The following is a 21,068-nucleotide window of genomic DNA, read 5'->3' as shown; positions in this document are numbered from 1 at the left end:
ACAACTGCATGGCTGAAGAAGGGGAGACGCAAGCGTGCTCGTCCTCGGCCTGGACACGGCAACCTGGCTGACCAGTGTCGGCTTGATGCGTGACGGGAGGGTCCTGGCCGAGGAGTCGCGTCAAGTCCGGACCGGGCACACGGATATCCTGTTGCCGCTCGTCCACCAGCTCGTGTCGCGGGCCGGCGTGGGGCTGAGCGAGCTGGACGGGATTGGGGTGTCAATCGGACCCGGCTCTTTCTCCGGCCTGCGGGTCGGCCTGAGCACGGCCAAGGGACTGTGTTACGCACTCGGGCTGGGTCTGGTCGGCGTGTCCACCCTGGAGGCGCTGGCGACGACCGTGGACGGTTGGCAGGGGCGGCTGTGTGCCCTGCTTGACGCCCGGAGAAAAGAAGTCTACGCGGCTGTGTTCACTCGCGACCAACACCGTGGGTTGCGACGGCTGAGCCCCGATATGGTGATGGCGCCGGATGAACTGTGGCCGCATATTACGCCTCCCTGCCTGTTTATCGGCGACGGAGCCGAGGCGTATCAGGAACTGATTCGAGACCGCTACGGTGACGCGGCCCGGTTTGTGCCGTGGGCCGACTGTCATTCCAGCGGCGTGGCGGTGGCCCGTTTGGCGCTGTCGAGGCTGCGGGCCGGCGAGTCGGACGATGCCGCAACACTGGTGCCGCGCTATGTACGCCTGTCGGAGGCTGAGCGGAAGCGACGTCAGGCCCGGTCAGCACCGTCCGGACCGGCCAAGCCCTAGACAGGCTAGGCGAATTTTGGCATTTTGCCAGCGTTTTGAGCGTGAGAGTGAGGACGTATGAATATTCATGAGTATCAGGCAAAAGACCTGTTGCGGCAGTACGGCGTAGCCGTCCTGAACGGTAAAATGGCCACCACGCCCGAGGCGGCACAGGTGGCGGCCGAGGAGTTGGGCGGCCAGCTGTGTGTGGTCAAGGCTCAGATCCACGCCGGCGGTCGGGGCAAGGCGGGTGGGGTGAAGCTGGCCAAGACGCCCCAAGAGGCGCGGGACATCGCGGCCAGCCTGCTGGGCAAAAACCTGGTCACCCACCAGACCGGCCCCGAGGGCAAGGAGGTCCAAAAGGTCTTTGTTGAGCAGGGCTGCGCCATTGCCAAAGAGTTCTATCTGGGCATGGTTCTTGATCGGGCAACGTCGCGTGTCACCGTCATGGCCAGCTCTGAGGGCGGGGTCGAGATCGAAGAGGTCGCCGCCCGCTCGCCCGAAAAAATTTTGCGCGAAGCGGTGGACCCGGCGCTTGGCGTCGGCGCCTTTCAGGGCCGAAAAATCGCCTACGGTCTGGGCCTGCCCAAGGAGGCCATTCCAAAAGCGGTCGCCTTTGTGACAGCCCTGTACCGGGCCTTTATCGAAACCGACGCTTCGCTGGTCGAGATCAATCCTCTGGTGCTGACCCAGGACAACGATCTGGTTGCCCTGGACGCCAAGATGGGCTTTGACGATAACGCGCTGTACCGTCAGGCCGAGGTTCGCGATCTGCGAGACGTATCGGAAGAGAACGAAAAGGAAATCGCGGCCTCCAAGTTTGACCTCAGTTACATCGCGCTCGACGGCGATATCGGCTGTATGGTCAACGGCGCCGGGCTGGCCATGGCCACCATGGACATCATCAAGCACTACGGCGCCGAGCCGGCCAACTTTCTGGATGTCGGGGGCGGGGCGACGACCGAAAAAGTGACCGAAGCGTTCAAGATCATTCTGTCCGATCCCAAGGTCAAGGGCGTTTTGGTCAACATCTTCGGCGGCATCATGCGCTGCGACGTGGTGGCCGATGGCGTAGTCGAAGCGGCCAAACAGGTCAAGCTGTCGGTGCCCCTGGTGGTTCGGCTTGAGGGCACCAACGTTGAACAGGGCAAGCAGATCCTGGCCCAGTCTGGACTCAATATCATCCCGGCCAGCGATCTGGCCGACGGCGCCAAGAAGGCGGTTGAGGCGGTCAGGGCGGCGGGCTGAGCAGCCTACCGACGAGAAAGGTGAACGATGATGATCACCTCATCAGGAAGAGATCATCGTTCACCTCTGGAGAAGTCGCGTGAGTATTCTTGTGAATAAAGACACCAGAGTGGTTACCCAGGGCATTACCGGTTCAACCGGTCAGCTCCACACCCGGGCCTGCCGGGAATACGGCACCCAGATGGTGGCCGGCGTGACCCCGGGCCGGGGGGGGACCGATTTTGAGGGCATTCCCATTTTCAACACCGTTGCCGAGTCGGTGGCCGCAACCGGCGCCAACGCCTCGGTGATCTATGTGCCCCCGCCGTTTGCCGCGGACGCGATTCTTGAGGCGGTTGATGCCGAACTCCCATTGGTGATCTGCATCACCGAGGGCATTCCTATTTTGGACATGGTCCGGGTCAAGCGCTATATGGCCGGCAAGGCGTCCCGTCTGATCGGGCCCAACTGTCCCGGCGTCATTACGCCGGGGGAGTGCAAGATTGGCATCATGCCGGGCTATATTCACAAGGCGGGCAACATCGGGGTGGTGTCGCGTAGCGGGACGCTGACCTACGAGGCAGTTCATCAGCTGACCCAGCTCGGGATCGGGCAGTCCAGCTGTGTCGGTATCGGCGGCGATCCGGTCAACGGAACCGGCTTTGTCGATGTGTTGCGCCTGTTCCAGGACGATCCACAGACCGAAGGGGTGGTGCTGATCGGTGAAATCGGGGGGAGCGCCGAAGAAGACGCAGCCGCCTTCATCCAGGCTCATATGACCAAACCCGTGGCTGCCTTTATCGCTGGGCAGACCGCGCCCAAGGGCAAGCGCATGGGCCACGCCGGGGCGATCATTGCCGGGGGCTCGGGCACGGCCGCAGAAAAAATTTGGGCCTTTGAGCAGGCCGGCGTGCACACGATTCCCAGCCCAGCCGAGATGGGAGTGACCATGGCCAGGGCGATGGGCATTGCGGTCGAGGAGCCGGCCGGTTCGTGAATCCCGAGCGTCTGTTTGAGCGCGCCGAGCGCGCCCGCCACGCTAGTCGCTTTGCCCCCGCCCTTGACCTCTACCGGCAGGCCCGGATCGCCTACGCCGATGAGGGGGATCCTGACGGAGAGCGCGATGCCTGCATCGGCATCGGTGACTGTCTGCGTATGCTAGGCCGCTTCGGTCTGGCCAAACGGGCCTATGCCAGGGCGGTCGGCCTGTCCGAGGCGCTGCACGACCCGGAAGGCTTGGCCGAGAGCCAGGCCGGTTTCGGTCTCAGTCTGCGCGCCCAGGGCAATCCCGAACGCGCTTTGCCCTATCTCCAGCACGCCCGTCGGCTGTACCGTCGCGCCCAGGCTGCCCAGGGCGAGGGTTTCATTCTATGGGCGCTCGGCAGCACCTACCGCTTTTGTGGCGACTTGCGCAAAGCGATCAGGTATTTCACAAACGCCTTAGCCCTGGCCCAGCAGCAGGGCGATGGACCCGGCACCGGCTATGCCCTGTGTGGTTTGGGCGGCGCTTCGCGCCTGATGGGTCGCTTTGCCGAGACCCAGGACTACTATCAGCGGGCAAACGCGCTGTTCGAGGCCGAAAAAGACACCTATGGGCGCGCCTACTCCTACTGCGGGCTGGGCAATGCCGCACGGATGCGCGGCGACTACACGACGGCCATGCGGCTGTTTGCCCGGGCCGAGAAGCTCTACGCCCGTATTGGTGACACCGCCAGCTTTGCCTATACCGTCTGGGCGATGGCCACCGTCCACAAGATGCGTGGTGACTATCCCCTCAGCGCCCAGACCTTTGCCCGGGCTCGGGATCTGTTCCGGAAAACCCGGGATGCCCGTGGCGGCATCTACTGTCGGCTGGGGACGGGTGAGTTGGCGCTGCTGCGGGGCAGATACAAAACCGCCCGCACCGCTTTCAGCCGCTGTCTGGAAAGGGCCGAGCAACTCGGCTACCACGCCGAAGCGTGCCACGCCCGGACCGGGCTGGCCCTGCTCGACGATACGCCCGACTGGGCTGCGGTCAAAAAATCCCACCGTCGGTGCGGCCTGCACTTCACCCCGCCGCCGCCGCCCTTGAATCTGCCCTGAATCCGTCCTGAACGCTGTCCTGAACGGGACGGCACGGACGGGTGGACTCCGAAACGGACGGCGCGTTGGGTACTGTCCTAATTTGAGGTTTTTCCCTCAACAGAAACAGTGGCTTACAGTTCAAAATAGGACAGCACCGCGCGTTGACCCCCTTTTGCCCTCCCGCTACACTGACCCGACGCTGAAGAAAGGACCAGCATGCAAGAACGTACCCTGTCGATCATCAAGCCGGACGCCGTGCAAAAGAATGTTGTGGGTGAGATTCTGGGTCGGTTTGAACGCGCCGGTCTCAAGATCATTGCGGCCAAGCTGTTACAGCTCAGCAAGGCCGAGGCCCAGGGATTTTACGCCGTCCATAAGGAACGCCCTTTTTTTGACAGCCTGACAACGTTCATGTCGTCCGGACCCATTCTGGTCTCGGTGCTCGAAGGTCAGGACGCTATCCAAACCAACCGGCGGCTGATGGGCGCGACCAACCCGGCCGAGGCCGAGCCGGGGACGATTCGCAAGGACTTTGCGACCGATATCGAGAAGAATGCCGTCCACGGCTCCGACGGGCCGGACACCGCCCGTCAGGAAATCGCCTATTTCTTCGGTGCGATGGAGCTCCACACGTCTTAATGTCACACGACATTAAAGAACTCAGCCGAGCCGAGCTTGAACAGTGGTGCCTCGACAACGGTCACACCGCCTTTCGGGCTCGGCAAGTCCTGCGCTGGCTCTATCGGCACGGGACCGCCAGTTTTGCCGACATGAGCGATGTGTCGGTCGCCCTGCGGGAGCACCTGAGCACGGTCTTTTCGATTGGCCGTCTGGCCCGTGTGCGAACCTCGGTGGCTGCCGACGGGACCCGCAAATATCTGTTTGGTCTGGCCGATGGACGGCGGATCGAGAGCGTCCTGATTCCCGCTCCGGGCCGTCAAACCTTGTGCATCTCGTCCCAGTTTGGCTGTGCGATGGGGTGTGCGTTCTGCGCTACGGCTCGGATGCGGCCGGTGCGGAATCTGACCGCCGGGGAGATCGTCGCTCAGGTGTGGGAGATCCAGCGCGAGCTGGATGCTGACCAGCAACTGACCAATGTGGTGTTCATGGGCATGGGCGAACCGCTGGCCAACTACGATCAGGTGGTGAAAGCCATTGAGGTACTGACCGCCGAGTGGGGACTCAGTTTTTCTCCCCGCCGCGTCACGGTCTCCACGGTCGGGCTGGTGCCGCAGATGCAGCGTCTGCTGGACGAGACCCGGGTCAATCTGACCGTCTCGCTGAGCGCGACCACCGATGAACTGCGTACCAGACTGATGCCGGTCAACACCCGCTATCCCCTCGGACAGCTGCTCGACGCGTGCCGCAGCCTGCCGGCCCGCTCGCGGCGGCGTCTGACCTTTGCCTACACCATGCTGGCCGGGGTGAACGACGGTCTGGCCGACGCCCGGCGGCTGGTCAAACTGCTGCACGGCATCCCCGCCAAGGTCAACCTCATCCCCTTTAACACTTTTCCCGGCTCGAATTTTGCGTCAAGCCCGCGCCTCCACATCGACCGTTTTCGCCAGCTCCTGTTGGATAAAGGCGTGCTGGCGACGATACGCGAAAGCCGCGGCCAAGATGTCCTGGCCGCGTGCGGCCAGCTGGCGACCCAGGGCTGATAGCGCGTCCGGAACAACACAGTGAACAATGACACAGTGAACGATGATGACCTTCTGAGCGAAATGATATCAGCGTTCACTGTGATAACCAATTGATGAGAAGAGATCATCGTCCACTTTGCGAGGACACAGGCATGGCAACACTCGGTGTAATCGGCGGCAGTGGGCTGTACCAGATGACCGGGCTCAACAACGGCCACTGGGTGTCGGTTGAGACCCCGTTCGGCGCGCCCTCGGACGACTACTTTGTGGGCGAGCTTGGCGACGTGCGGCTGGTCTTCCTGCCCCGTCACGGTCGGGGCCATCGGATCCTGCCCTCGGAGTTGAACTTCAGAGCCAATATCTACGGAATGAAGAAGCTCGGCGTGGAATATCTGGTCGGAGTCGGGGCGGTGGGCAGTCTCAAGCAGGACATTGCGCCCGGCCATCTGGTCATCCCCGATCAGTTCATTGATCGGACCCGGAGTCGGATCGGGACCTTTTTTGGCCGCGGCCTTGTTGCCCATGTGTCTTTTGCCGATCCGGTGTGCGCGTCGCTGTCGGGGCTGTTGGCCGAGGTCGGCCGCGGACTCGGGGCGACGATCCACGTCGGCGGGACCTATGTGTGCATGGAGGGGCCCCAGTTTTCGACCCGGGCCGAGTCTTTTCTGTACCGGAGTTGGGGGGCCGATGTGATTGGCATGACCAGTCTTCAGGAGGCCAAGCTGGCGCGCGAGGCCGAGTTGTGTTTTGCCAACCTGGCCCTGGCCACCGACTACGACTGCTGGAACACCGAGGCTGGTGACGTGGTGATTGAGGAGGTGTTGGCGATTCTCAACACGAATGTCACGACCGCCCAGCAGATCGTCCGCGAGGCAGCGGCCCAACTCCCGGACCGTCAGGCCTGTGCCTGCGCCCAGGCGCTGAAAGACGCCATTATCACCGACCGCAGCCTGATTCCGGCCGAGTTGAAGCACGAGCTTGAGCCCTTGATCGGCAAGTATCTCTGAGCGGCTCAGCCATGAGGCATGACACGTCGACGCCCCAGCCCGCAGCCCCGGCTCCGCCAGCCGTCACCCCCGACCCAGAGCCATATCTGTCGGTGGTCGTGCCGATCTACAACGAGGCCGAGAATCTGCGGCCGCTGTGTCAGACCCTGTCCGAGGTCTTGTCGGCAAGCAGCTGGAGCCACGAGGTGATCATGGTCGATGACGGCAGCAGCGATGGCAGTGCCGACATCCTGGTTGAGTTGCATCAGGCCTACAGCTGGCTGAAAGTCGTGCGCTTTCGGCGAAATTTTGGCCAAACGGCCGCCTTGGCGGCCGCCTTCGCCCATGCCCGGGGCGAGGTGATTGTGTCGCTGGACGGCGACCTGCAAAACGATCCGGCCGATATCCCCAGGCTCGTGGCCAAGCTCAACGAGGGCTACGATCTGGTCAACGGCTGGCGGGTTGATCGGCAGGATCCGTTTTGGCAGCGCCGCCTGCCGTCCCAGATTGCCAACTGGGTGATCTCGCTGCTGACCCAGGTCAAGTTGCACGACTACGGCTGTACCCTCAAAGCCTTCCGTCGTCATATCGCCAAAGACCTGAAGCTGTACGGCGAGATGCACCGCTTCATCCCAGCCCTGGCCCGCGATCTGGGGGCGACGATTACCGAGATGCCGGTCACCCATCATCCGCGCACCCGTGGCACTTCCAAGTACGGTCTGGCGCGGACCCTGTGGGTGATCCTGGATCTCTTGACGGTCAAGTTTCTTTCGAGCTATGCCACCCGCCCGAGCCATTTGTTCGGCTTGCTGGGCTTTGTGTCGCTGGTGGTCGGCGGCCTCATTACGACCGTCTTGGGGGTGCAGCGTCTGTTTTTCGCGGTTGAGCTGTCCAACCGTCCCCTGCTGCTGCTCGGTCTGCTGCTGATCGTGACCGGTGTCCAGTTCCTGACCATGGGGTTGATCGGCGAGATGCTGGTTCGCACCTATCACGAGAGCCAGGAGAAGCCCATCTACTGGATTAAAGACGTGTTGGAATGAGAACCGGGAGTCAGCGGCTCCGGGAGCAGGAGAGACTATGCGGCTGTGTGTTATTGGGACCGGCTATGTGGGACTGGTGGCGGGAACCTGTTTTGCCGAGAGCGGCAATGAGGTGGTGTGTGTGGATATCGACCGGCACAAGATCGCCGAGCTGAACGCCGGCCAGGTGCCGATCTACGAACCCGGTCTGGCCGAGCTGCTGCGACGCAACGCTGCGGACGGCCGGCTGCGGTTTTCGACCGACCTGGCTGCGGCGGTCAAGGACAGTCTGGTGTGCTTTATCGCCGTGGGCACGCCGTCTGATGGCGACGGGTCGGCCGATGTCCAGATGGTGGTCGAGGCCGCTCGGAGCATTGCCGGTGCCATGCCGGGCTATCGGATTATCGTCCTCAAGAGTACGGTCCCGGTTGGGACGGCTCAGACGGTCCAGCAGACGATGGCGGCGCTCACCGAGCATCCGTTTGACATTATCTCGAATCCCGAGTTTCTCAAGGAAGGGGCGGCCGTTGAAGACTTCATGAAGCCCGACCGGGTTGTCCTGGGCGGCGCCGACGAGCGCGCCCTGTCCGTTCTGCAAGAGCTGTACGCTCCGTTTGTCCGCACCGACAATCCGATCCTGGTCATGGATAACCGCAGCGCAGAAATGACCAAGTACGCGGCCAACGCGTTTCTGGCCACCCGCATTTCGTTTATTAACGAAATCGCTCGGCTATGCGAAGAAATCGGGGCCGACGTGGCCGAGGTGCGGCGCGGCATGGGATCTGATCGGCGGATTGGGCACGCCTTTCTGTTTCCCGGCGTCGGCTACGGTGGCTCGTGCTTTCCCAAAGACGTGCAGGCCGTCATCCGGACGGCTGAACACCACGGCGTGGACTTCTCGTTGCTGAAGGCCGTTGAGGCGGTCAATGCTCGGCAGAAGCGGCTGTTGGTGGACAAGGTCCAGCAGACCTTCGGCTCCGATCTCAGCGGACGCAAGCTGGCCATCTGGGGCTTGGCCTTCAAGCCCCGCACCGACGATATGCGCGAAGCCCCGTCGCTGGTCATCATTGAGGCGCTGTTGGCCGCCGGGGCCAGCCTGGCGGTGCACGACCCGGAGGCGCTCGACCGGGCGCGTCAGCTGTTTGGCGCGCGTGTGTCCTACCACCGGGGCAATTACGAGGCTCTGGACGGGGCGGATGCCCTGCTGATTGTCACCGAGTGGAACGAGTTTCGGCGGCCGGACTTTGCCCGTATGCGGGCGGTGATGAAGACGCCGATCATTTTTGACGGCCGCAACCTGTACGAGCCGAGGATGATGGCCCAGGCGGGCTTTCGCTACTATGCGGTCGGCCGCCGGGCCGTCGGCCATACCTCCCCGGATACGGCGTCCGCAGCCTGAGGCGGCCATGGCACGCATTGTCGTAACGGGTGGGGCGGGCTTTATTGGCTCGCATCTGTGCGAGCGCTTTTTGGCCGAGGGGCACGAGGTCATCTGTATCGATAACCTGGTGACCGGTAACGCCGATAATATTGCCCATCTGTTTACCGAAGATCGCTTTTCCTTCATCCCCCAGGATGTGACAACGTATCTGCACGTCAAGGGCGAGCTGGACGCGATCCTCCACTTTGCCTCCCCGGCGAGTCCGACCGATTACCTGGAATTGCCGATTCAGACCCTCAAGGTCGGCTCGCTCGGCACGCATAAGGCGCTGGGCTTGGCCAGAGAGAAAGGCGCCCGCCTGCTTCTGGCCTCGACCTCCGAGGTCTACGGCGATCCGCTCGTCCACCCCCAGACAGAGGACTACTGGGGCAACGTCAATCCGATTGGGCCGCGCGGGGTGTACGACGAGGCCAAACGCTTCGCCGAAGCGCTGGTCATGGCCTATCAGCGCAGCCACGGCCTTGAGACGCGGATCGGGCGTATCTTCAACACTTATGGGCCGCGGATGCGGCTCAGGGACGGCCGGGTGGTGCCCAATTTTATTTCCCAGGCCCTGCGGGGCGAGGACCTGACCGTGTATGGCGATGGCAGCCAGACCCGCAGCTTTTGCTTTGTTACGGATCTGGTCGAGGGGATCTGCCGGCTGCTGCGCTCGAACTATGACGGACCGGTCAATCTCGGCAATCCCCAGGAGATGTCGGTGCTGGATTTTGCCAAGCTGATTATCGCCCTGACCGGCAGCCAGAGTCAGATTGCCTTCCGACCGCTGCCGGCCGACGATCCCCAGGTTCGCCAACCGGATATTCGTCTGGCGCGGCGTGTGCTGGAGTGGCAACCCCAAGTACCCCTCGAAACCGGACTCAGACAGACCATTGCCTATTTTCGGGATCGGCTCGAACACAACTAGGCGGGGGCGGGACAGGAGGAGCAGGTATGCGGATTCTGGTGACCGGGGGGGCGGGGTTCATCGGCTCCCATGTTGTGGACGCCTATATTGCGGCCGGCCATGCGGTTGTTGTGGTTGACGACCTATCGACCGGCAAGCGCGAAAACCTCCACCCCCGGGCGCATTTTGTCCGAGCCGCCATTCAAGACCCGGACGTGCGGCGCCTGCTGCGTGAAGAAAAAGTCGAGGTCGTCAACCACCACGCCGCGCAGATGGACGTGCGGCGTTCGGTGGCCGATCCGCTGTTTGACGCCCGGGTGAATATCCTCGGCCTGCTGAACGTGCTCGAAGGAGCCCGCCAGGCCGGGGTGGGCAAGATCATCTTTGCCTCATCGGGCGGAACGGTGTACGGTGAGCAGCAGGTGTTTCCGGCCGATGAGAGTCATCCTACCCGGCCGATCAGCCCCTACGGCGTGAGCAAGCTCAGCGGCGAGCAGTATTTGTCTTTTTATCATGCCGCATACGGGCTGCCGTATGTTGCGCTGCGCTACGCCAACATCTACGGACCGCGCCAGGACCCGCACGGCGAGGCCGGGGTGGTGGCGATTTTCAGCCAGCGCCTGCTGGCCGGAGAACAGCCGGTGATTCATGGCGACGGCGAGCAGACGCGCGACTACGTGTTTGTCCACGACGTTGCGCGGGCGAACGTGGCGGCGCTGGGAGTGGACTATACGGGCGCGCTGAATATTGGTACTGGACGGGAGACCAGCGTTAACACGCTGTTTCGGCAGTTGCGTCGCCTGACCGGGGCCGACGCCGCCGAGCAACACGGACCAGCCCAAGCCGGAGAGCAACGCCGGAGTGTCCTGGCCGGGGATCGCGCCGCGCAGATACTGGGCTGGCGTCCGCAGGTCGCGGTTGTCGATGGGCTGGAGCGGACGGTGGCCTTCTTTCGAGACCGCCAGGACGGATAGCGGGATTCCATGAACAGCAGCCTGATTCGCAACTTCAGCATTGTCGCCCACATCGATCACGGCAAATCGACGCTGGCCGACAAGCTGCTGTCATATTCGGGCTCAATCAGCGAACGCGAAGAGGCGACCCAGTTTCTGGATACCATGGATCTGGAGCAGGAGCGGGGGATTACGATTAAGGCGCGGACGGTGCGCCTCGGCTACCAGGCCCAGGACGGCGAGACCTACTGCCTGAATCTGATCGATACCCCCGGCCATGTTGACTTTTCCTATGAGGTCTCGCGTAGCCTGTCGGCGTGCGAGGGCGCCGTTCTGGTTGTTGATGCCGTCCAGGGGGTGGAAGCCCAGACCCTGGCCAATACCTATCTGGCCCTGGACCACTCGCTGGAAATTCTGCCGGTCATCAACAAAATAGACCTGCCTAGCGCCGACCCCGAGCGCGTGCGAGCCGAATTGGAGGACGTGATCGGTCTGGACGGCAGCGAGGCCGTTCTGGCCAGCGCCAAACACGGACGCGGGATTCTCGACGTGCTGGAAGGGATTGTCCAGACGGTTCCCCCGCCTCAGGGCAACGCCCGGCGGCCGCTCAGCGCCCTGGTGTTCGATAGCTGGTTTGACCCCTACCAGGGAGCGGTGGTCCAGGTGCGTGTCTTTGACGGCGTGCTGCGGGCCGGGATGCGCATCCAGTTCGTATCAACCGGCATGGTCTACGAGGTCGGCCAGATCGGCGTGTTTGCCCCGCGGCCGCTGGCCGTGTCCGCGCTGGGGCCCGGCGAGGTGGGCTTTGTGATGGCCAACATCAAGACGGTGACCGAGGCCCGGGTCGGGGATACGATTACCGACGCTGAGCGACCGACCCGACAGCCCTTGCCCGGCTTCAAGGAGGTCAAGCCGATGGTGTTCAGCGGCCTCTATCCGGTCGAGTCCCACCAGTATGACGCGCTACGCGATGCCATGGAAAAACTCCGGCTGAACGACTCCTCGCTGAGCTATGAAAAAGAGAGTTCTTTGGCGCTCGGGTTTGGCTTCCGGTGCGGTTTTTTGGGCCTGCTGCACATGGAAATCGTCCAGGAGCGCGTGGAACGTGAGTTTGGTCTGGATCTGATCACCACCACGCCGACGGTTGAATACCGGGTGCGGACGCTGGACGGCGACTCGCTGCTCGTCGATAATCCGGCGCTATTGCCCCCGGTCCAGGAGATTGCGGCGCTTGAAGAGCCGTTCATTCTGGCCACCATCCACGTCCCGACCGATTATCTCGGCAACGTCCTGCAGCTGTGTCAGGAACGGCGTGGCGTCCAGCGCGAGCTGAAATACCCAGCCCCCCAACGCGTCATGGTGCTGTACGAGCTGCCGCTCAATGAGGTCGTGGTTGACTTCCACGACCGCCTCAAGTCGGTCACCCGGGGCTATGCGTCGCTCGACTACGAGTTGCTTGACCTCCGGCCGGCCGATCTGGTCAAGCTCGACGTGCGCATCAACGGCGACATCGTGGATGCCCTGTCGCTGATCGTCCACCGCGATCAAGCCTACAGCCGGGGGCGTGAGCTGGTCCAGAAAATGCGCCAGCTGATTCCGCGCCAGATGTTTGAGGTGGCGGTCCAGGCGGCCATCGGCAACAAGGTCATCGCCCGTGAAAGCGTCAAAGCCCTGCGCAAAAACGTCACCGCCAAGTGCTACGGAGGGGATATTACCCGTAAGCGAAAACTGCTAGAAAAGCAAAAAGAGGGGAAGCGGCGTATGAAGCAAGTCGGACGGGTTGAGATTCCCCAGGACGCTTTTCTGGCTCTGCTGCGGGTTGGCGAAAAAGGGGAACGATGATGACCACCGCGTCGAGCAGAGATCCTCGTTTACCTTTTGCCAACGGTCTGTGCCGGGGGCGCTAGGCGGGCTATGGCCAAGCACAAACCGTCCGCACGGGTCGCCTTCGAGCCGGACCCTCCGACTGCCGGAGACAAGCCGGTGGCCGCCTCGCGGGCCAAGCTCAGGCAAAAATCCGTTGTCCGGGAATATACCGAAGCCCTGCTGGTGGCCCTGCTGCTGGCCCTATTCATCCGCAGCTTCATCGTCCAAGCCTTTAAAATCCCCTCGGGTTCGATGCTGACAACCCTCCAGGTCGGCGATCACATCCTGGTCAACAAGTTTCTGTACGGGCTGCGTCTGCCGTACCCTCTCGATCTGCCCCTCGTCCTGTGGGGGCAACCCCGGCGCGGTGACGTCATTGTCTTTGTCTACCCCAAAGACAGCAGCAAAGACTTCATCAAACGGGTGGTGGCGGTTGGTGGAGATACGGTCGAGATCCGGCATAAACAACTGCTCATCAACGGCCGGCCGGCCGACGAGCCGTACGCCACCTTCGCCGAAGCCGATCAGGAACGGCCGGGGCCACGCGATAACGTTGGGCCGATTCGCGTCCCGGCCAACCGGCTGTTTGTGATGGGTGATAACCGCGACCACAGCCACGACAGCCGGTTTTGGGGCTTCGTCGATGTGCACGATGTCAAGGGCAAAGCCTTTCTGATCTACTGGTCCTGGGACGGGACCGACCGCTGGGTGCGCTGGGAGCGCCTGGGATCGCTGATTGACTAGGGCGGTGCGTGATGAGTCGGCTCGATGAGTTGCTACTGGCGACCGGCAAGCTGTCCTCCGACGATCTGCGTCGGGTCCAGCTGGTCCAGCAGCAACGTGGCGAACCCATGGAACGTCTGCTGCTCGAACTCGGTTTCATGTCCGAGGACGATCTGCTGCCCGTGCTGGCCGACTACTACCGGGCGCCGCTGATCGGAGTGCGCGACTTTCCGCAAGATCCTCCCGCCCTCGACTCTATTAACCCGGCCTATTTTCGTCAGGCACGCATCTGCCCGCTGCGTGTCGAGGACGGCCAGCTCGTCGCTGCCATGGCCGATCCGGGGGATGTCGACACGATCGAAGCCCTGGAGAAGGCGACCGGTCTGCGTGTGGTGCGCCGGCTGGCGCGCGAACGTGAGCTGCTTGACGCACTGAGCGCCTACGACACCGAGGGAGACGGGTCGCCCGACGGTCTGGAAGCGAACAACGGGGAGGGCGGCTATCTCGAAGAGGATCAGGACGTTGTCGCCCACCTGCGCGACCTGGCCAGCGAGGCCCCGGTCATCCGCCTCGTCAACGTCATGATCTCTCGGGCCATGGAACAGCGCGCCTCAGATATCCACATTGAGCCGTTTGAAAAGGAACTGCGGGTCCGCTACCGCATTGACGGCATCTTGCACGATATCGAGTCTCCGCCGCGCTGGATGCAGGCCGCCCTCATCTCGCGCGTCAAGCTGATGGCCAAGCTGAATATCGCCGAACGCCGCCTGCCCCAGGACGGGCGGATCAAGCTGCGCATGCTCGGCCGTGAGGTGGACCTGCGGGTCTCGACCCTGCCGACGCTGTACGGAGAGAGCGTTGTCCTGCGTATTCTCGACCGCTCCAGTATTACGCTCAGCCTCGAATCCTTAGGCTTTCCGGCCGATACCCTGGAGTTGTTCGAGGCCCTGATTGCCAAGCCCTACGGCATGATCCTGGTGACGGGACCGACCGGGAGCGGAAAAACGACTACGCTGTACGGGGCTTTGGACAAAATCAACTCTCCAGACAAAAAGATCATTACCATCGAGGACCCGGTCGAGTACCAGCTGAGCGGTGTCAACCAGGTCCACGTCAAACCCCAAATCGGCCTCAGCTTTGCCTCGGGGCTGCGTTCCATCGTGCGCCAGGACCCGGACGTCATTATGATCGGTGAGATTCGTGACTATGAAACCGCTGAGATTGCCATCCAGTCCGCGCTGACCGGTCATCTGGTGTTCTCGACCCTGCACACCAACGATGCCGCTGGGGCTATCACCCGGCTCCTGGAGATGGGGGTTGAGGACTATCTGTTGGCCTCCTCGCTGCTGGGGGTGATGGCCCAGCGCCTGGTCCGCTCATTATGCCGCCAGTGCCGCCGTCCCAGCCATAGCGGGGTGGGGTTTGAGGGGCATGGGCTCGGGTCAAACGGCGTTGCCAACGGCGTGTCGTCCGCTCCGTCTCTGACCTATGAAGCGGTCGGCTGTGAGGCCTGCGCCAACACCGGCTATCACGGTCGGCGGGGCATCTTTGAGCTGATGTCTGTCGATGAAGACATCCGCCCGCTGATTCTCAAACGCGCCTCGGCCGACATAATTAAGAACCGGTCCACTGCCGCCCAAGGCATGCGCGTCCTGCGCGACGACGGCTGGCGGACGGTGAGTCAGGGCCTGACAACGGTGGCCGAAGTCCTGCGGGTGACCCAAGAATAGGCGAGTCCGTCACACGGACGGGGGCGGGTCTGAAGCTAGGGCGTGCGAGCGACGGACGGTCTGTCTGAAGTCCAGTGTTCCACCGCGGCCCGGGCCACCGGGCTGAACACCTCGGCCACAGCCTCGACGAGCTGTGACAGCCCGACCCAGCACCGCTGGCGGTCGGTTTCATACGTCGTACACTCGCCGGCGACGCTGGCGGCAAAGAAAAAAAATGGCTGCGCCGCTCCGCCAGCCTCACCCGCCAACCTGAGCGTGGCTAACAGGCGTCCGACCTCAACCGTATAGCCACTCTCCTCGGCACACTCCCGGGCGGCTGCCCGCTCCAGATTTTCTCCCGGCTCAACCGTGCCGACCGGAAAAATCCAGCTGTGGGGATGTTTGCGGCTGGTGATCAGCAACACCTCAGGCTCGGCTGTGGCCGTGGGGCGGGTGGCCACAACACCGGCTTTGGCTGGCGGTATATCGAGGGGCATGACCTAGTCTTTGGGCAGGTGCTCATGGCCCGGTTGTTCGTGGTGAGCTTGGTGCGATACCGGGCTGGTCGGACGGACATCCCGACCGGGTTCGTGGCTCAGGTGCAGGCGCCCCAGAAATTTGACGTTGGCACACGCGTCAACCTCGCCAACCGCACACTCCTCGACATTGGGAATAAAAAAGCGAAATGGGCCGCCTTTTTTGGTCGGCAGCGGTGCATCCCCCAGCCGATAGGCCACAATGGCGTCCTGCACGGCTGTGATGGGCAGGCTGGCCGAAAATTTTCCATCGCTGGATTCGAGGGTCATATACCGAGCGCTGTCCGCGGGGCTGACCCGCTCGAGCAGAGACCGCAGGCGAACACCGCCGCCGTCACGGCCGGGAATAAACTGCCCGACATCGGCGATCTGGCCGGGCAGCCGAGTCAGGTCGCTGAAGCTGAAAGCCTGGGGAGTGGAAACCTCACCCTCTATGCGGAGCTGTGTCATGTTTTCGTCTCCTGAAGGTCTGGGGGTTTATGGACGGCTTGTAGCAGCAGACGGTCCCCAAAGAAAGGCCATACTGTGTCGGTATCAGCGGGTCTACAGTGGATAGCGCTCCCGTAGCCGGGCGGCGGCTTCGACCATGACCGCCAGCTTGTGCTCGGCCTGCTGGGCCGAAACGATGGGGTTGTCGGCAAAGGTGGCAAAGCCACAGTCCGGGTTGAGCAGGACCCGTTCCGGTCCGAACAGGGCGACGGCGCGCTCGGCCCTGGCCAAAACCTCCTCAAGGCTTTCCGTGGCCTGATGCTTCTGGTTGACCACACCGACGCCGATACGCGCCTCGGCCGGCAGCGCGGCCAGGACCTCCATATCGCCGGCCCGCGGGGTACACAGCTCGAGGAAAAACGTCCCCACCGGCAGCTTTTGCAGGAGCGGGATGAGTGGCACATAGTCGCCGGCCAGGGCAACGCTCTCGTCCGGGGTCCAGTTGCCGCGGCAGATGTGTAGGCCCAGGCGTTCGCGTGGCAGACCTGCGACGACCTGTTGAATGAGCGATGCGGCCAAGGCGAGTTCGGCTGCGGGTTCGCGTTTTTCTCCCAGGGCGCCGCACATGAAGGTGCGGTTGGTGATCGTGCCGCTGAAGACGACCTCGGTCAGAACCGGCTCGTCAAGCTGGACCAGGGACACGCCGGCGGCCAGCAGATGATGCACCTCCTCGCGCAGCACCCGGACAATGTCGGTGGCGAGGTCTTCACGGGTGTCGTAGGCCCGGTCTGAGATACATTCCATCCACATCGTCCGGGTCAACAGGTAGGGGCCGGGCAGGGCGACTTTCAGCGGCGCCGGGGTCAGACCCCGCAAGAACTCGGCCTCGTGAACGGTGAGCGAACGGCTGCGCCCCAGGGGACCGAACACTGCGGGATGGCGGACTTTACCGGCCGGCACGTCCAGGGCGCGCAGTTCGCGCTCAAATTCGTGCGGGTCGTCAACATAGGGCAGCAGGTCGGTGATGGGGATCAGCTGACAGTTGTCGAGCAGGCCGCCCACAAAGCTGGCATAGTTGTCGCGGTGCTGCTCACCGTCGGTCACGACCTGGACCCCGGCCCGCTGCTGGGCGGCAACCGCCAGACGCACCGCGTCTTCGGCCGTGCGTGAAAACTCGTCGTCCGGCATCCGTCCTTCGAGATGGTCGTTCAGCGCCCGCAGCAACCACGGCGGACGCGGCCAGCTGCCGATGTTCATGACCGACAGCGGGGCAATAGCCGAGGCGGGCTGAGGGGCCGGCAACTGGTCGGGAATGACCACCTCTTTGATTGGCTGGGTGATCGGCGCCGGTTCCCTGTCCGTGCGCGGCGTTCGCGTTTTTTTGTGCCGATGCTTCTGGACAGGTGACGGCGTTGGCACCCGGTCGGCCGGCTTGTGATGCGGCCCTTTGGAGACCAGAAAACTGTTCTGCTGGCCGCGCCGGATATGGGAGACCAGCTCATTCTTGGTCAGACGGCACCAGGCCGGCAGGTCTTCGACGACGGAGGATTCGGTTGACAGAATCTCGAGCAGCTGGCCTAGAGTGAGCGGATCGATATGTTTGCGGATCAGCAACAGCAGACCGTTTCCGCAGTCGAGATCGCCACCGTCAAAACTGTCGTGCGGCTGATACGGGTGCTCATCCATTGCCATGACTCCTGCGCTCTCGTCTCTGAGCTGCAGCGACAAGCGGGAGAACGATTCGGATCAGTACGACACACACGGTGTGCCGTCGGCCAGATACTCGATCAGCTTGGCTCCGCCTACGATCTTCGCCCCCGGCACCAGACTGTTTTCGTCCAGGCCCCGTCTCTTGAAGCACGGCGAGCACACATAGATCGTCCCGCCGGCTTCGGCGTAGTTTGTCATCAGCTCTTTGAGGGGCAGAAATCCGTCTTCACGGATATCGTCGGCATAGCCGCTGACGGCCAAGCGCACGCCTTCGGTACTCAAAAATACCAGGGTTTCCTGATCGGAGCCGACCGCGGCATTGGCAATCACAAAGGCGACGGTGGCTTTATCCGGGTTGTCTTTGGCGTGGGTGAGAGAAACACAGAATTTACCTGGCATGGGATCCTCCTTCGCCTGTTGGTGACAGGCCGATGGGGGCATCATAGCCAGCCGTACCGGGTCCTGCAACGCGGGCCGCAACACTCAGCGTCTTGCTGCCCCACGTCTTCTCCCGCTATACTCGGACGAACGCCAGCCACCTTGGCAAGAGGGACGAGGCCGAACCTGGCATCACGAGGGAGAATAACGCATGAGCGCCAACCAGACGCATGAGCGCCAATACGGATTCAGCACCCGTCAGCTGCACGCCGGCCAACAGCCCGATCCGACCACCGGCAGTCGGGCGGTGCCGATCTACCACACCACCAGCTATCAGTTCAAAGACACCGGGCACGCGGCCGACCTGTTTGCCCTCAAAGAGCCCGGCAATATCTATACCCGCATCATGAATCCGACCAACGATGTCCTGGAACAGCGCCTGGCCTCGCTCGAAGGCGGGGTCGGCGCCCTGGTTTCCAGCAGCGGCCACGCGGCCCAGATGATGGCCATCATGGCCCTGTGCGGGCAGGGCGATCATATCGTCAGCAGCAGCCGCCTGTATGGCGGGACGTATAACCAGTTCACCCACACCTTTCCGCGCATGGGGATTACGACGACCTTTGTCGATCCGACCAAACCCGAGGAGTTTGCCGCCGCGGTCCAGCCCAACACCAAGATTCTCTACGGTGAGACCCTGGGAAACCCGGACATTACAGTTTTTCCGTTTGACGAGGTGTCCGAGGTGTCGCGGGCCCACCATATTCCGATCATGATCGACAACACTTTTGCCACGCCCTACCTGTGCCGGCCGTTTGACTGGGGGGCGCACATTGTGACTCACAGCACAACCAAGTTTCTGAGCGGGCACGGCACGGCGATTGGGGGGGCGATTATTGATGGCGGCAATTTTGACTGGCGAAGCGGCCGCTTTCCCAATTTCACCGAACCGGACCCGTCCTATCACGGCTTGGTGTACGCCGACCTGGGCGCCCCGGCCATGATTCTCAAGTCTCGGGTGCAGATCCTGCGCGACGTGGGCGGCTGTCAGGCGCCGTTTGACAGCTTCACCACCCTGCTGGGAGTTGAGACGCTGAGTCTGCGTATGCAGCGCCATGTCGAAAACGCTCAGCAGGTGGCCGAGTTTCTCGACACCCATCCCGGGGTCGAATCGGTCGCCTTTCCCGGCCTGGCCCAGCACCCGGACCACGCCAGAGCCCAGAAATATCTGCCCCGCGGCGCCGGATCGATCCTGGGCTTTCGGATCAAGGGCGGGCGTGCGGCGGGCGAGACCTTTATCAACAGCCTCAGACTTCACAGCCATGTGGCCAATGTCGGGGACGCCAAGAGTCTGGCTATCCACCCGGCCAGCACGACCCACAGCCAGCTCAACGAGGACGAGTTGCTGAGTGCCGGGGTATCGCCCGATTTCGTCCGGCTGAGTGTCGGCATAGAAGACGCCGATGACATTGTGTGGGACCTGGACCAGGCCCTCAGGGCGGCCAGCAGCTAGCGCTCCGGCGGAGAGCTGACCGAGACAACCCATGAGCAGTACTGGCGATGTCGGCATTGTCCAGCCGCACCAACTCACCTTTGCCCAGCAGCAGCCGTTTCCGCTTGACAGCGGGACAACGCTGAGCCCGGTCAGCCTCGCCTATGAGACCTACGGGCAGCTGAACGCGGACCGCTCGAACGCCATTCTGATCACCCATGCGCTGAGCGGGAGTGCCCACGCCGCCGGCCACTACGAGCCCGAGGACGGGCGTCTGGGCTGGTGGGACGACTGCATCGGACCGGGCAAGGCCTTTGATACCGACCGCTTCTTTGTCATCTGCAGCAACGTCCTGGGCGGCTGTTACGGCTCGACCGGTCCGGCCCATCTCGACCCGGCCACCCAGACGCCGTACGGCATGCGTTTCCCGGTCGTGACTATCGGCGATATGGTCCGCGCCCAGGTTCGGCTGGTGGATCACCTGGAGATTGACCGGTTGCTGTGCGTGGCCGGCGGCTCAATGGGCGGCATGCAGGCCCTGGAGTGGGCAGCCGCGCATCCGAAGCGCGTCCGGGCGGCCATCCCGGTCGCCACCACGGCCCACCACAGCCCGATGCTGATCGCGCTGAGTGAGGTCGGTCGCCAGGCCATTTACGCAGACCCGGCCTGGAATAACGGTGATTATTACAGCGCCGAGGCCAAACCCGACGCCGGGCTGGCCGTGGCGCGGATGGTCGGCCATATCACCTATCTGAGCGAAGAGTCCATGCAGCAGAAGTTCGGCCGTCGTTTGCAGGGTCGCGTCCGCTACGGCTATGAATTTCGGACCGAGTTTCAGGTCGAAAGCTATCTGAAATACAAGGGCAATAACTTTACTCGCCGGTTTGACGCCAATAGCTATCTGTATATCACCAAGGCGATGGACTATTTCGACCTGAGCGCCACGACCGGTTCCCTGGCCGCCGCGTTTGCCAACTCGGCTGGGCTCAAATATCTGGTCGTCAGCTTTACCAGCGACTGGCTGTATCCGAGCTATCACAGCAAAGAGCTGGTCAGCGCGTTGACCGCCGCCGGGGCCGATGTGACCTATCTCGACGTACAGAGTTCGTGGGGGCACGACGCGTTTCTGCTCGAAGTCGAGACCATGACCAGTTTACTCGGCAGTTTTCTTGACCGCCTGGTCCACGATGAGGGTATCACTGTGCCCGCCGGCCCCTCGTCCCATCCGCCGACCCGCAATCAAAAGGGGCGGAAGACCGGGGTGGCTGCATGAGCG

The 21,068-nt window shown here is 62.8% G+C and carries 20 protein-coding genes; 16 read left to right on the top strand and 4 right to left on the bottom strand.

What is annotated here, in order from left to right; all coding sequences use genetic code 11:
- Nucleotides 1-34: 34 nt before the first annotated feature.
- The 14 genes from tsaB to gspE all read left to right on the top strand — a co-directional run bounded on the left by tsaB (nucleotide 35) and on the right by gspE (nucleotide 15,271).
- A complete protein-coding gene (gene tsaB / locus J4F42_00360; GenBank protein ID MCE2483934.1) occupies nucleotides 35-754 on the top strand; it encodes a tRNA (adenosine(37)-N6)-threonylcarbamoyltransferase complex dimerization subunit type 1 TsaB in 720 nt (239 codons plus the stop codon).
- Between the two features lie 57 nt (nucleotides 755-811).
- A complete protein-coding gene (gene sucC / locus J4F42_00355) occupies nucleotides 812-1,981 on the top strand; it encodes an ADP-forming succinate--CoA ligase subunit beta (GenBank protein MCE2483933.1) in 1,170 nt (389 codons plus the stop codon).
- 79 nt (nucleotides 1,982-2,060) lie between these two features.
- The gene (sucD, locus tag J4F42_00350) at nucleotides 2,061-2,957 is read left to right on the top strand and encodes a succinate--CoA ligase subunit alpha (GenBank protein MCE2483932.1); all 897 of its coding nucleotides are present in this window, start codon (nucleotides 2,061-2,063) and stop codon (nucleotides 2,955-2,957) included.
- Nucleotides 2,954-4,042, top strand: coding sequence for a tetratricopeptide repeat protein (locus J4F42_00345; protein MCE2483931.1), 1,089 nt, complete (start codon nucleotides 2,954-2,956; stop codon nucleotides 4,040-4,042). The genes sucD and J4F42_00345 overlap by 4 nt, the downstream gene beginning before the upstream one ends.
- Before the next feature lie 198 nt (nucleotides 4,043-4,240).
- On the top strand, nucleotides 4,241-4,663 hold the full coding sequence (gene ndk / locus J4F42_00340) for a nucleoside-diphosphate kinase (protein ID MCE2483930.1): 423 nt from the start codon (nucleotides 4,241-4,243) through the stop codon (nucleotides 4,661-4,663).
- Nucleotides 4,663-5,685, top strand: coding sequence for a 23S rRNA (adenine(2503)-C(2))-methyltransferase RlmN (gene rlmN / locus J4F42_00335; protein MCE2483929.1), 1,023 nt, complete (start codon nucleotides 4,663-4,665; stop codon nucleotides 5,683-5,685). Before ndk ends, rlmN begins: the two co-directional genes overlap by 1 nt.
- 134 nt (nucleotides 5,686-5,819) lie before the next feature.
- Nucleotides 5,820-6,674 carry an S-methyl-5'-thioadenosine phosphorylase gene (gene mtnP, locus J4F42_00330; protein ID MCE2483928.1) on the top strand — a complete coding sequence of 285 codons (855 nt, stop codon included), beginning with the start codon at nucleotides 5,820-5,822 and terminating at the stop codon, nucleotides 6,672-6,674.
- Nucleotides 6,675-6,685: 11 nt separating this feature from the next.
- Entirely contained in the window at nucleotides 6,686-7,693 is a 1,008-nt protein-coding gene (locus tag J4F42_00325; protein ID MCE2483927.1) for a glycosyltransferase family 2 protein, read from the top strand.
- 37 nt (nucleotides 7,694-7,730) lie between these two features.
- Entirely contained in the window at nucleotides 7,731-9,071 is a 1,341-nt protein-coding gene (locus tag J4F42_00320) for a UDP-glucose/GDP-mannose dehydrogenase family protein (protein ID MCE2483926.1), read from the top strand.
- 7 nt (nucleotides 9,072-9,078) lie between these two features.
- Nucleotides 9,079-10,020: an SDR family oxidoreductase gene (locus tag J4F42_00315; GenBank protein ID MCE2483925.1), complete on the top strand. Its 942-nt coding sequence runs from the start codon at nucleotides 9,079-9,081 to the stop codon at nucleotides 10,018-10,020.
- A 26-nt stretch (nucleotides 10,021-10,046) separates the two neighbouring features.
- The gene (locus J4F42_00310) at nucleotides 10,047-10,973 is read left to right on the top strand and encodes an NAD-dependent epimerase/dehydratase family protein (GenBank protein ID MCE2483924.1); all 927 of its coding nucleotides are present in this window, start codon (nucleotides 10,047-10,049) and stop codon (nucleotides 10,971-10,973) included.
- 9 nt (nucleotides 10,974-10,982) lie between these two features.
- On the top strand, nucleotides 10,983-12,794 hold the full coding sequence (gene lepA / locus J4F42_00305) for a translation elongation factor 4 (GenBank protein MCE2483923.1): 1,812 nt from the start codon (nucleotides 10,983-10,985) through the stop codon (nucleotides 12,792-12,794).
- A 72-nt stretch (nucleotides 12,795-12,866) separates the two neighbouring features.
- On the top strand, nucleotides 12,867-13,562 hold the full coding sequence (gene lepB, locus J4F42_00300; protein MCE2483922.1) for a signal peptidase I: 696 nt from the start codon (nucleotides 12,867-12,869) through the stop codon (nucleotides 13,560-13,562).
- Between the two features lie 11 nt (nucleotides 13,563-13,573).
- The gene (gene gspE, locus J4F42_00295; protein MCE2483921.1) at nucleotides 13,574-15,271 is read left to right on the top strand and encodes a type II secretion system ATPase GspE; all 1,698 of its coding nucleotides are present in this window, start codon (nucleotides 13,574-13,576) and stop codon (nucleotides 15,269-15,271) included.
- Nucleotides 15,272-15,306: 35 nt separating this feature from the next.
- Here the strand turns inward: gspE and J4F42_00290 are convergent, their stop codons facing one another.
- The 4 genes from J4F42_00290 to J4F42_00275 form a co-directional block, all read right to left on the bottom strand.
- Nucleotides 15,307-15,747 carry an NUDIX domain-containing protein gene (locus J4F42_00290; GenBank protein ID MCE2483920.1) on the bottom strand — a complete coding sequence of 147 codons (441 nt, stop codon included), beginning with the start codon at nucleotides 15,745-15,747 and terminating at the stop codon, nucleotides 15,307-15,309.
- A 3-nt stretch (nucleotides 15,748-15,750) separates the two neighbouring features.
- The gene (locus J4F42_00285) at nucleotides 15,751-16,236 is read right to left on the bottom strand and encodes a molybdopterin-dependent oxidoreductase (GenBank protein MCE2483919.1); all 486 of its coding nucleotides are present in this window, start codon (nucleotides 16,234-16,236) and stop codon (nucleotides 15,751-15,753) included.
- Between the two features lie 93 nt (nucleotides 16,237-16,329).
- Nucleotides 16,330-17,901, bottom strand: a complete 1,572-nt coding sequence (locus J4F42_00280) for a hypothetical protein (protein ID MCE2483918.1) — start codon at nucleotides 17,899-17,901, stop codon at nucleotides 16,330-16,332.
- Nucleotides 17,902-17,961: 60 nt separating this feature from the next.
- The gene (locus tag J4F42_00275) at nucleotides 17,962-18,324 is read right to left on the bottom strand and encodes a DsrE family protein (GenBank protein MCE2483917.1); all 363 of its coding nucleotides are present in this window, start codon (nucleotides 18,322-18,324) and stop codon (nucleotides 17,962-17,964) included.
- Nucleotides 18,325-18,514: 190 nt separating this feature from the next.
- Here J4F42_00275 and J4F42_00270 point away from each other — a divergent pair, with 190 nt between their 5' ends.
- Nucleotides 18,515-19,813: an O-acetylhomoserine aminocarboxypropyltransferase/cysteine synthase gene (locus tag J4F42_00270; protein MCE2483916.1), complete on the top strand. Its 1,299-nt coding sequence runs from the start codon at nucleotides 18,515-18,517 to the stop codon at nucleotides 19,811-19,813.
- A gap of 31 nt (nucleotides 19,814-19,844) precedes the next feature.
- Entirely contained in the window at nucleotides 19,845-21,065 is a 1,221-nt protein-coding gene (locus J4F42_00265; GenBank protein ID MCE2483915.1) for a homoserine O-acetyltransferase, read from the top strand.
- The last annotated feature ends 3 nt before the right edge of the window (nucleotides 21,066-21,068 follow it).

It is taken from the genome of Desulfurellaceae bacterium (assembly GCA_021296095.1).
Lineage (GTDB): Bacteria > Desulfobacterota > Binatia > Bin18 > Bin18 > JAAXHF01.
The sequence above is the reverse complement of the archived record's forward strand: the minus strand, read 5'-3'. Positions and strand labels throughout refer to the sequence as shown.

Coding starts and splice junctions, on each gene's coding strand:
- sucC (MCE2483933.1), top strand. CDS start 812: ATGAATATTCATGAGTATCAGGCAAAAGACCTGTTGCGGCAGTACGGC.
- ndk (MCE2483930.1), top strand. CDS start 4,241: ATGCAAGAACGTACCCTGTCGATCATCAAGCCGGACGCCGTGCAAAAG.
- rlmN (MCE2483929.1), top strand. CDS start 4,663: ATGTCACACGACATTAAAGAACTCAGCCGAGCCGAGCTTGAACAGTGG.
- mtnP (MCE2483928.1), top strand. CDS start 5,820: ATGGCAACACTCGGTGTAATCGGCGGCAGTGGGCTGTACCAGATGACC.
- J4F42_00325 (MCE2483927.1), top strand. CDS start 6,686: ATGAGGCATGACACGTCGACGCCCCAGCCCGCAGCCCCGGCTCCGCCA.
- J4F42_00320 (MCE2483926.1), top strand. CDS start 7,731: ATGCGGCTGTGTGTTATTGGGACCGGCTATGTGGGACTGGTGGCGGGA.
- J4F42_00315 (MCE2483925.1), top strand. CDS start 9,079: ATGGCACGCATTGTCGTAACGGGTGGGGCGGGCTTTATTGGCTCGCAT.
- J4F42_00310 (MCE2483924.1), top strand. CDS start 10,047: ATGCGGATTCTGGTGACCGGGGGGGCGGGGTTCATCGGCTCCCATGTT.
- lepA (MCE2483923.1), top strand. CDS start 10,983: ATGAACAGCAGCCTGATTCGCAACTTCAGCATTGTCGCCCACATCGAT.
- lepB (MCE2483922.1), top strand. CDS start 12,867: ATGGCCAAGCACAAACCGTCCGCACGGGTCGCCTTCGAGCCGGACCCT.
- gspE (MCE2483921.1), top strand. CDS start 13,574: ATGAGTCGGCTCGATGAGTTGCTACTGGCGACCGGCAAGCTGTCCTCC.
- J4F42_00290 (MCE2483920.1), bottom strand. CDS start 15,747: ATGCCCCTCGATATACCGCCAGCCAAAGCCGGTGTTGTGGCCACCCGC.
- J4F42_00285 (MCE2483919.1), bottom strand. CDS start 16,236: ATGACACAGCTCCGCATAGAGGGTGAGGTTTCCACTCCCCAGGCTTTC.
- J4F42_00280 (MCE2483918.1), bottom strand. CDS start 17,901: ATGGATGAGCACCCGTATCAGCCGCACGACAGTTTTGACGGTGGCGAT.
- J4F42_00275 (MCE2483917.1), bottom strand. CDS start 18,324: ATGCCAGGTAAATTCTGTGTTTCTCTCACCCACGCCAAAGACAACCCG.
- J4F42_00270 (MCE2483916.1), top strand. CDS start 18,515: ATGAGCGCCAACCAGACGCATGAGCGCCAATACGGATTCAGCACCCGT.
- J4F42_00265 (MCE2483915.1), top strand. CDS start 19,845: ATGAGCAGTACTGGCGATGTCGGCATTGTCCAGCCGCACCAACTCACC.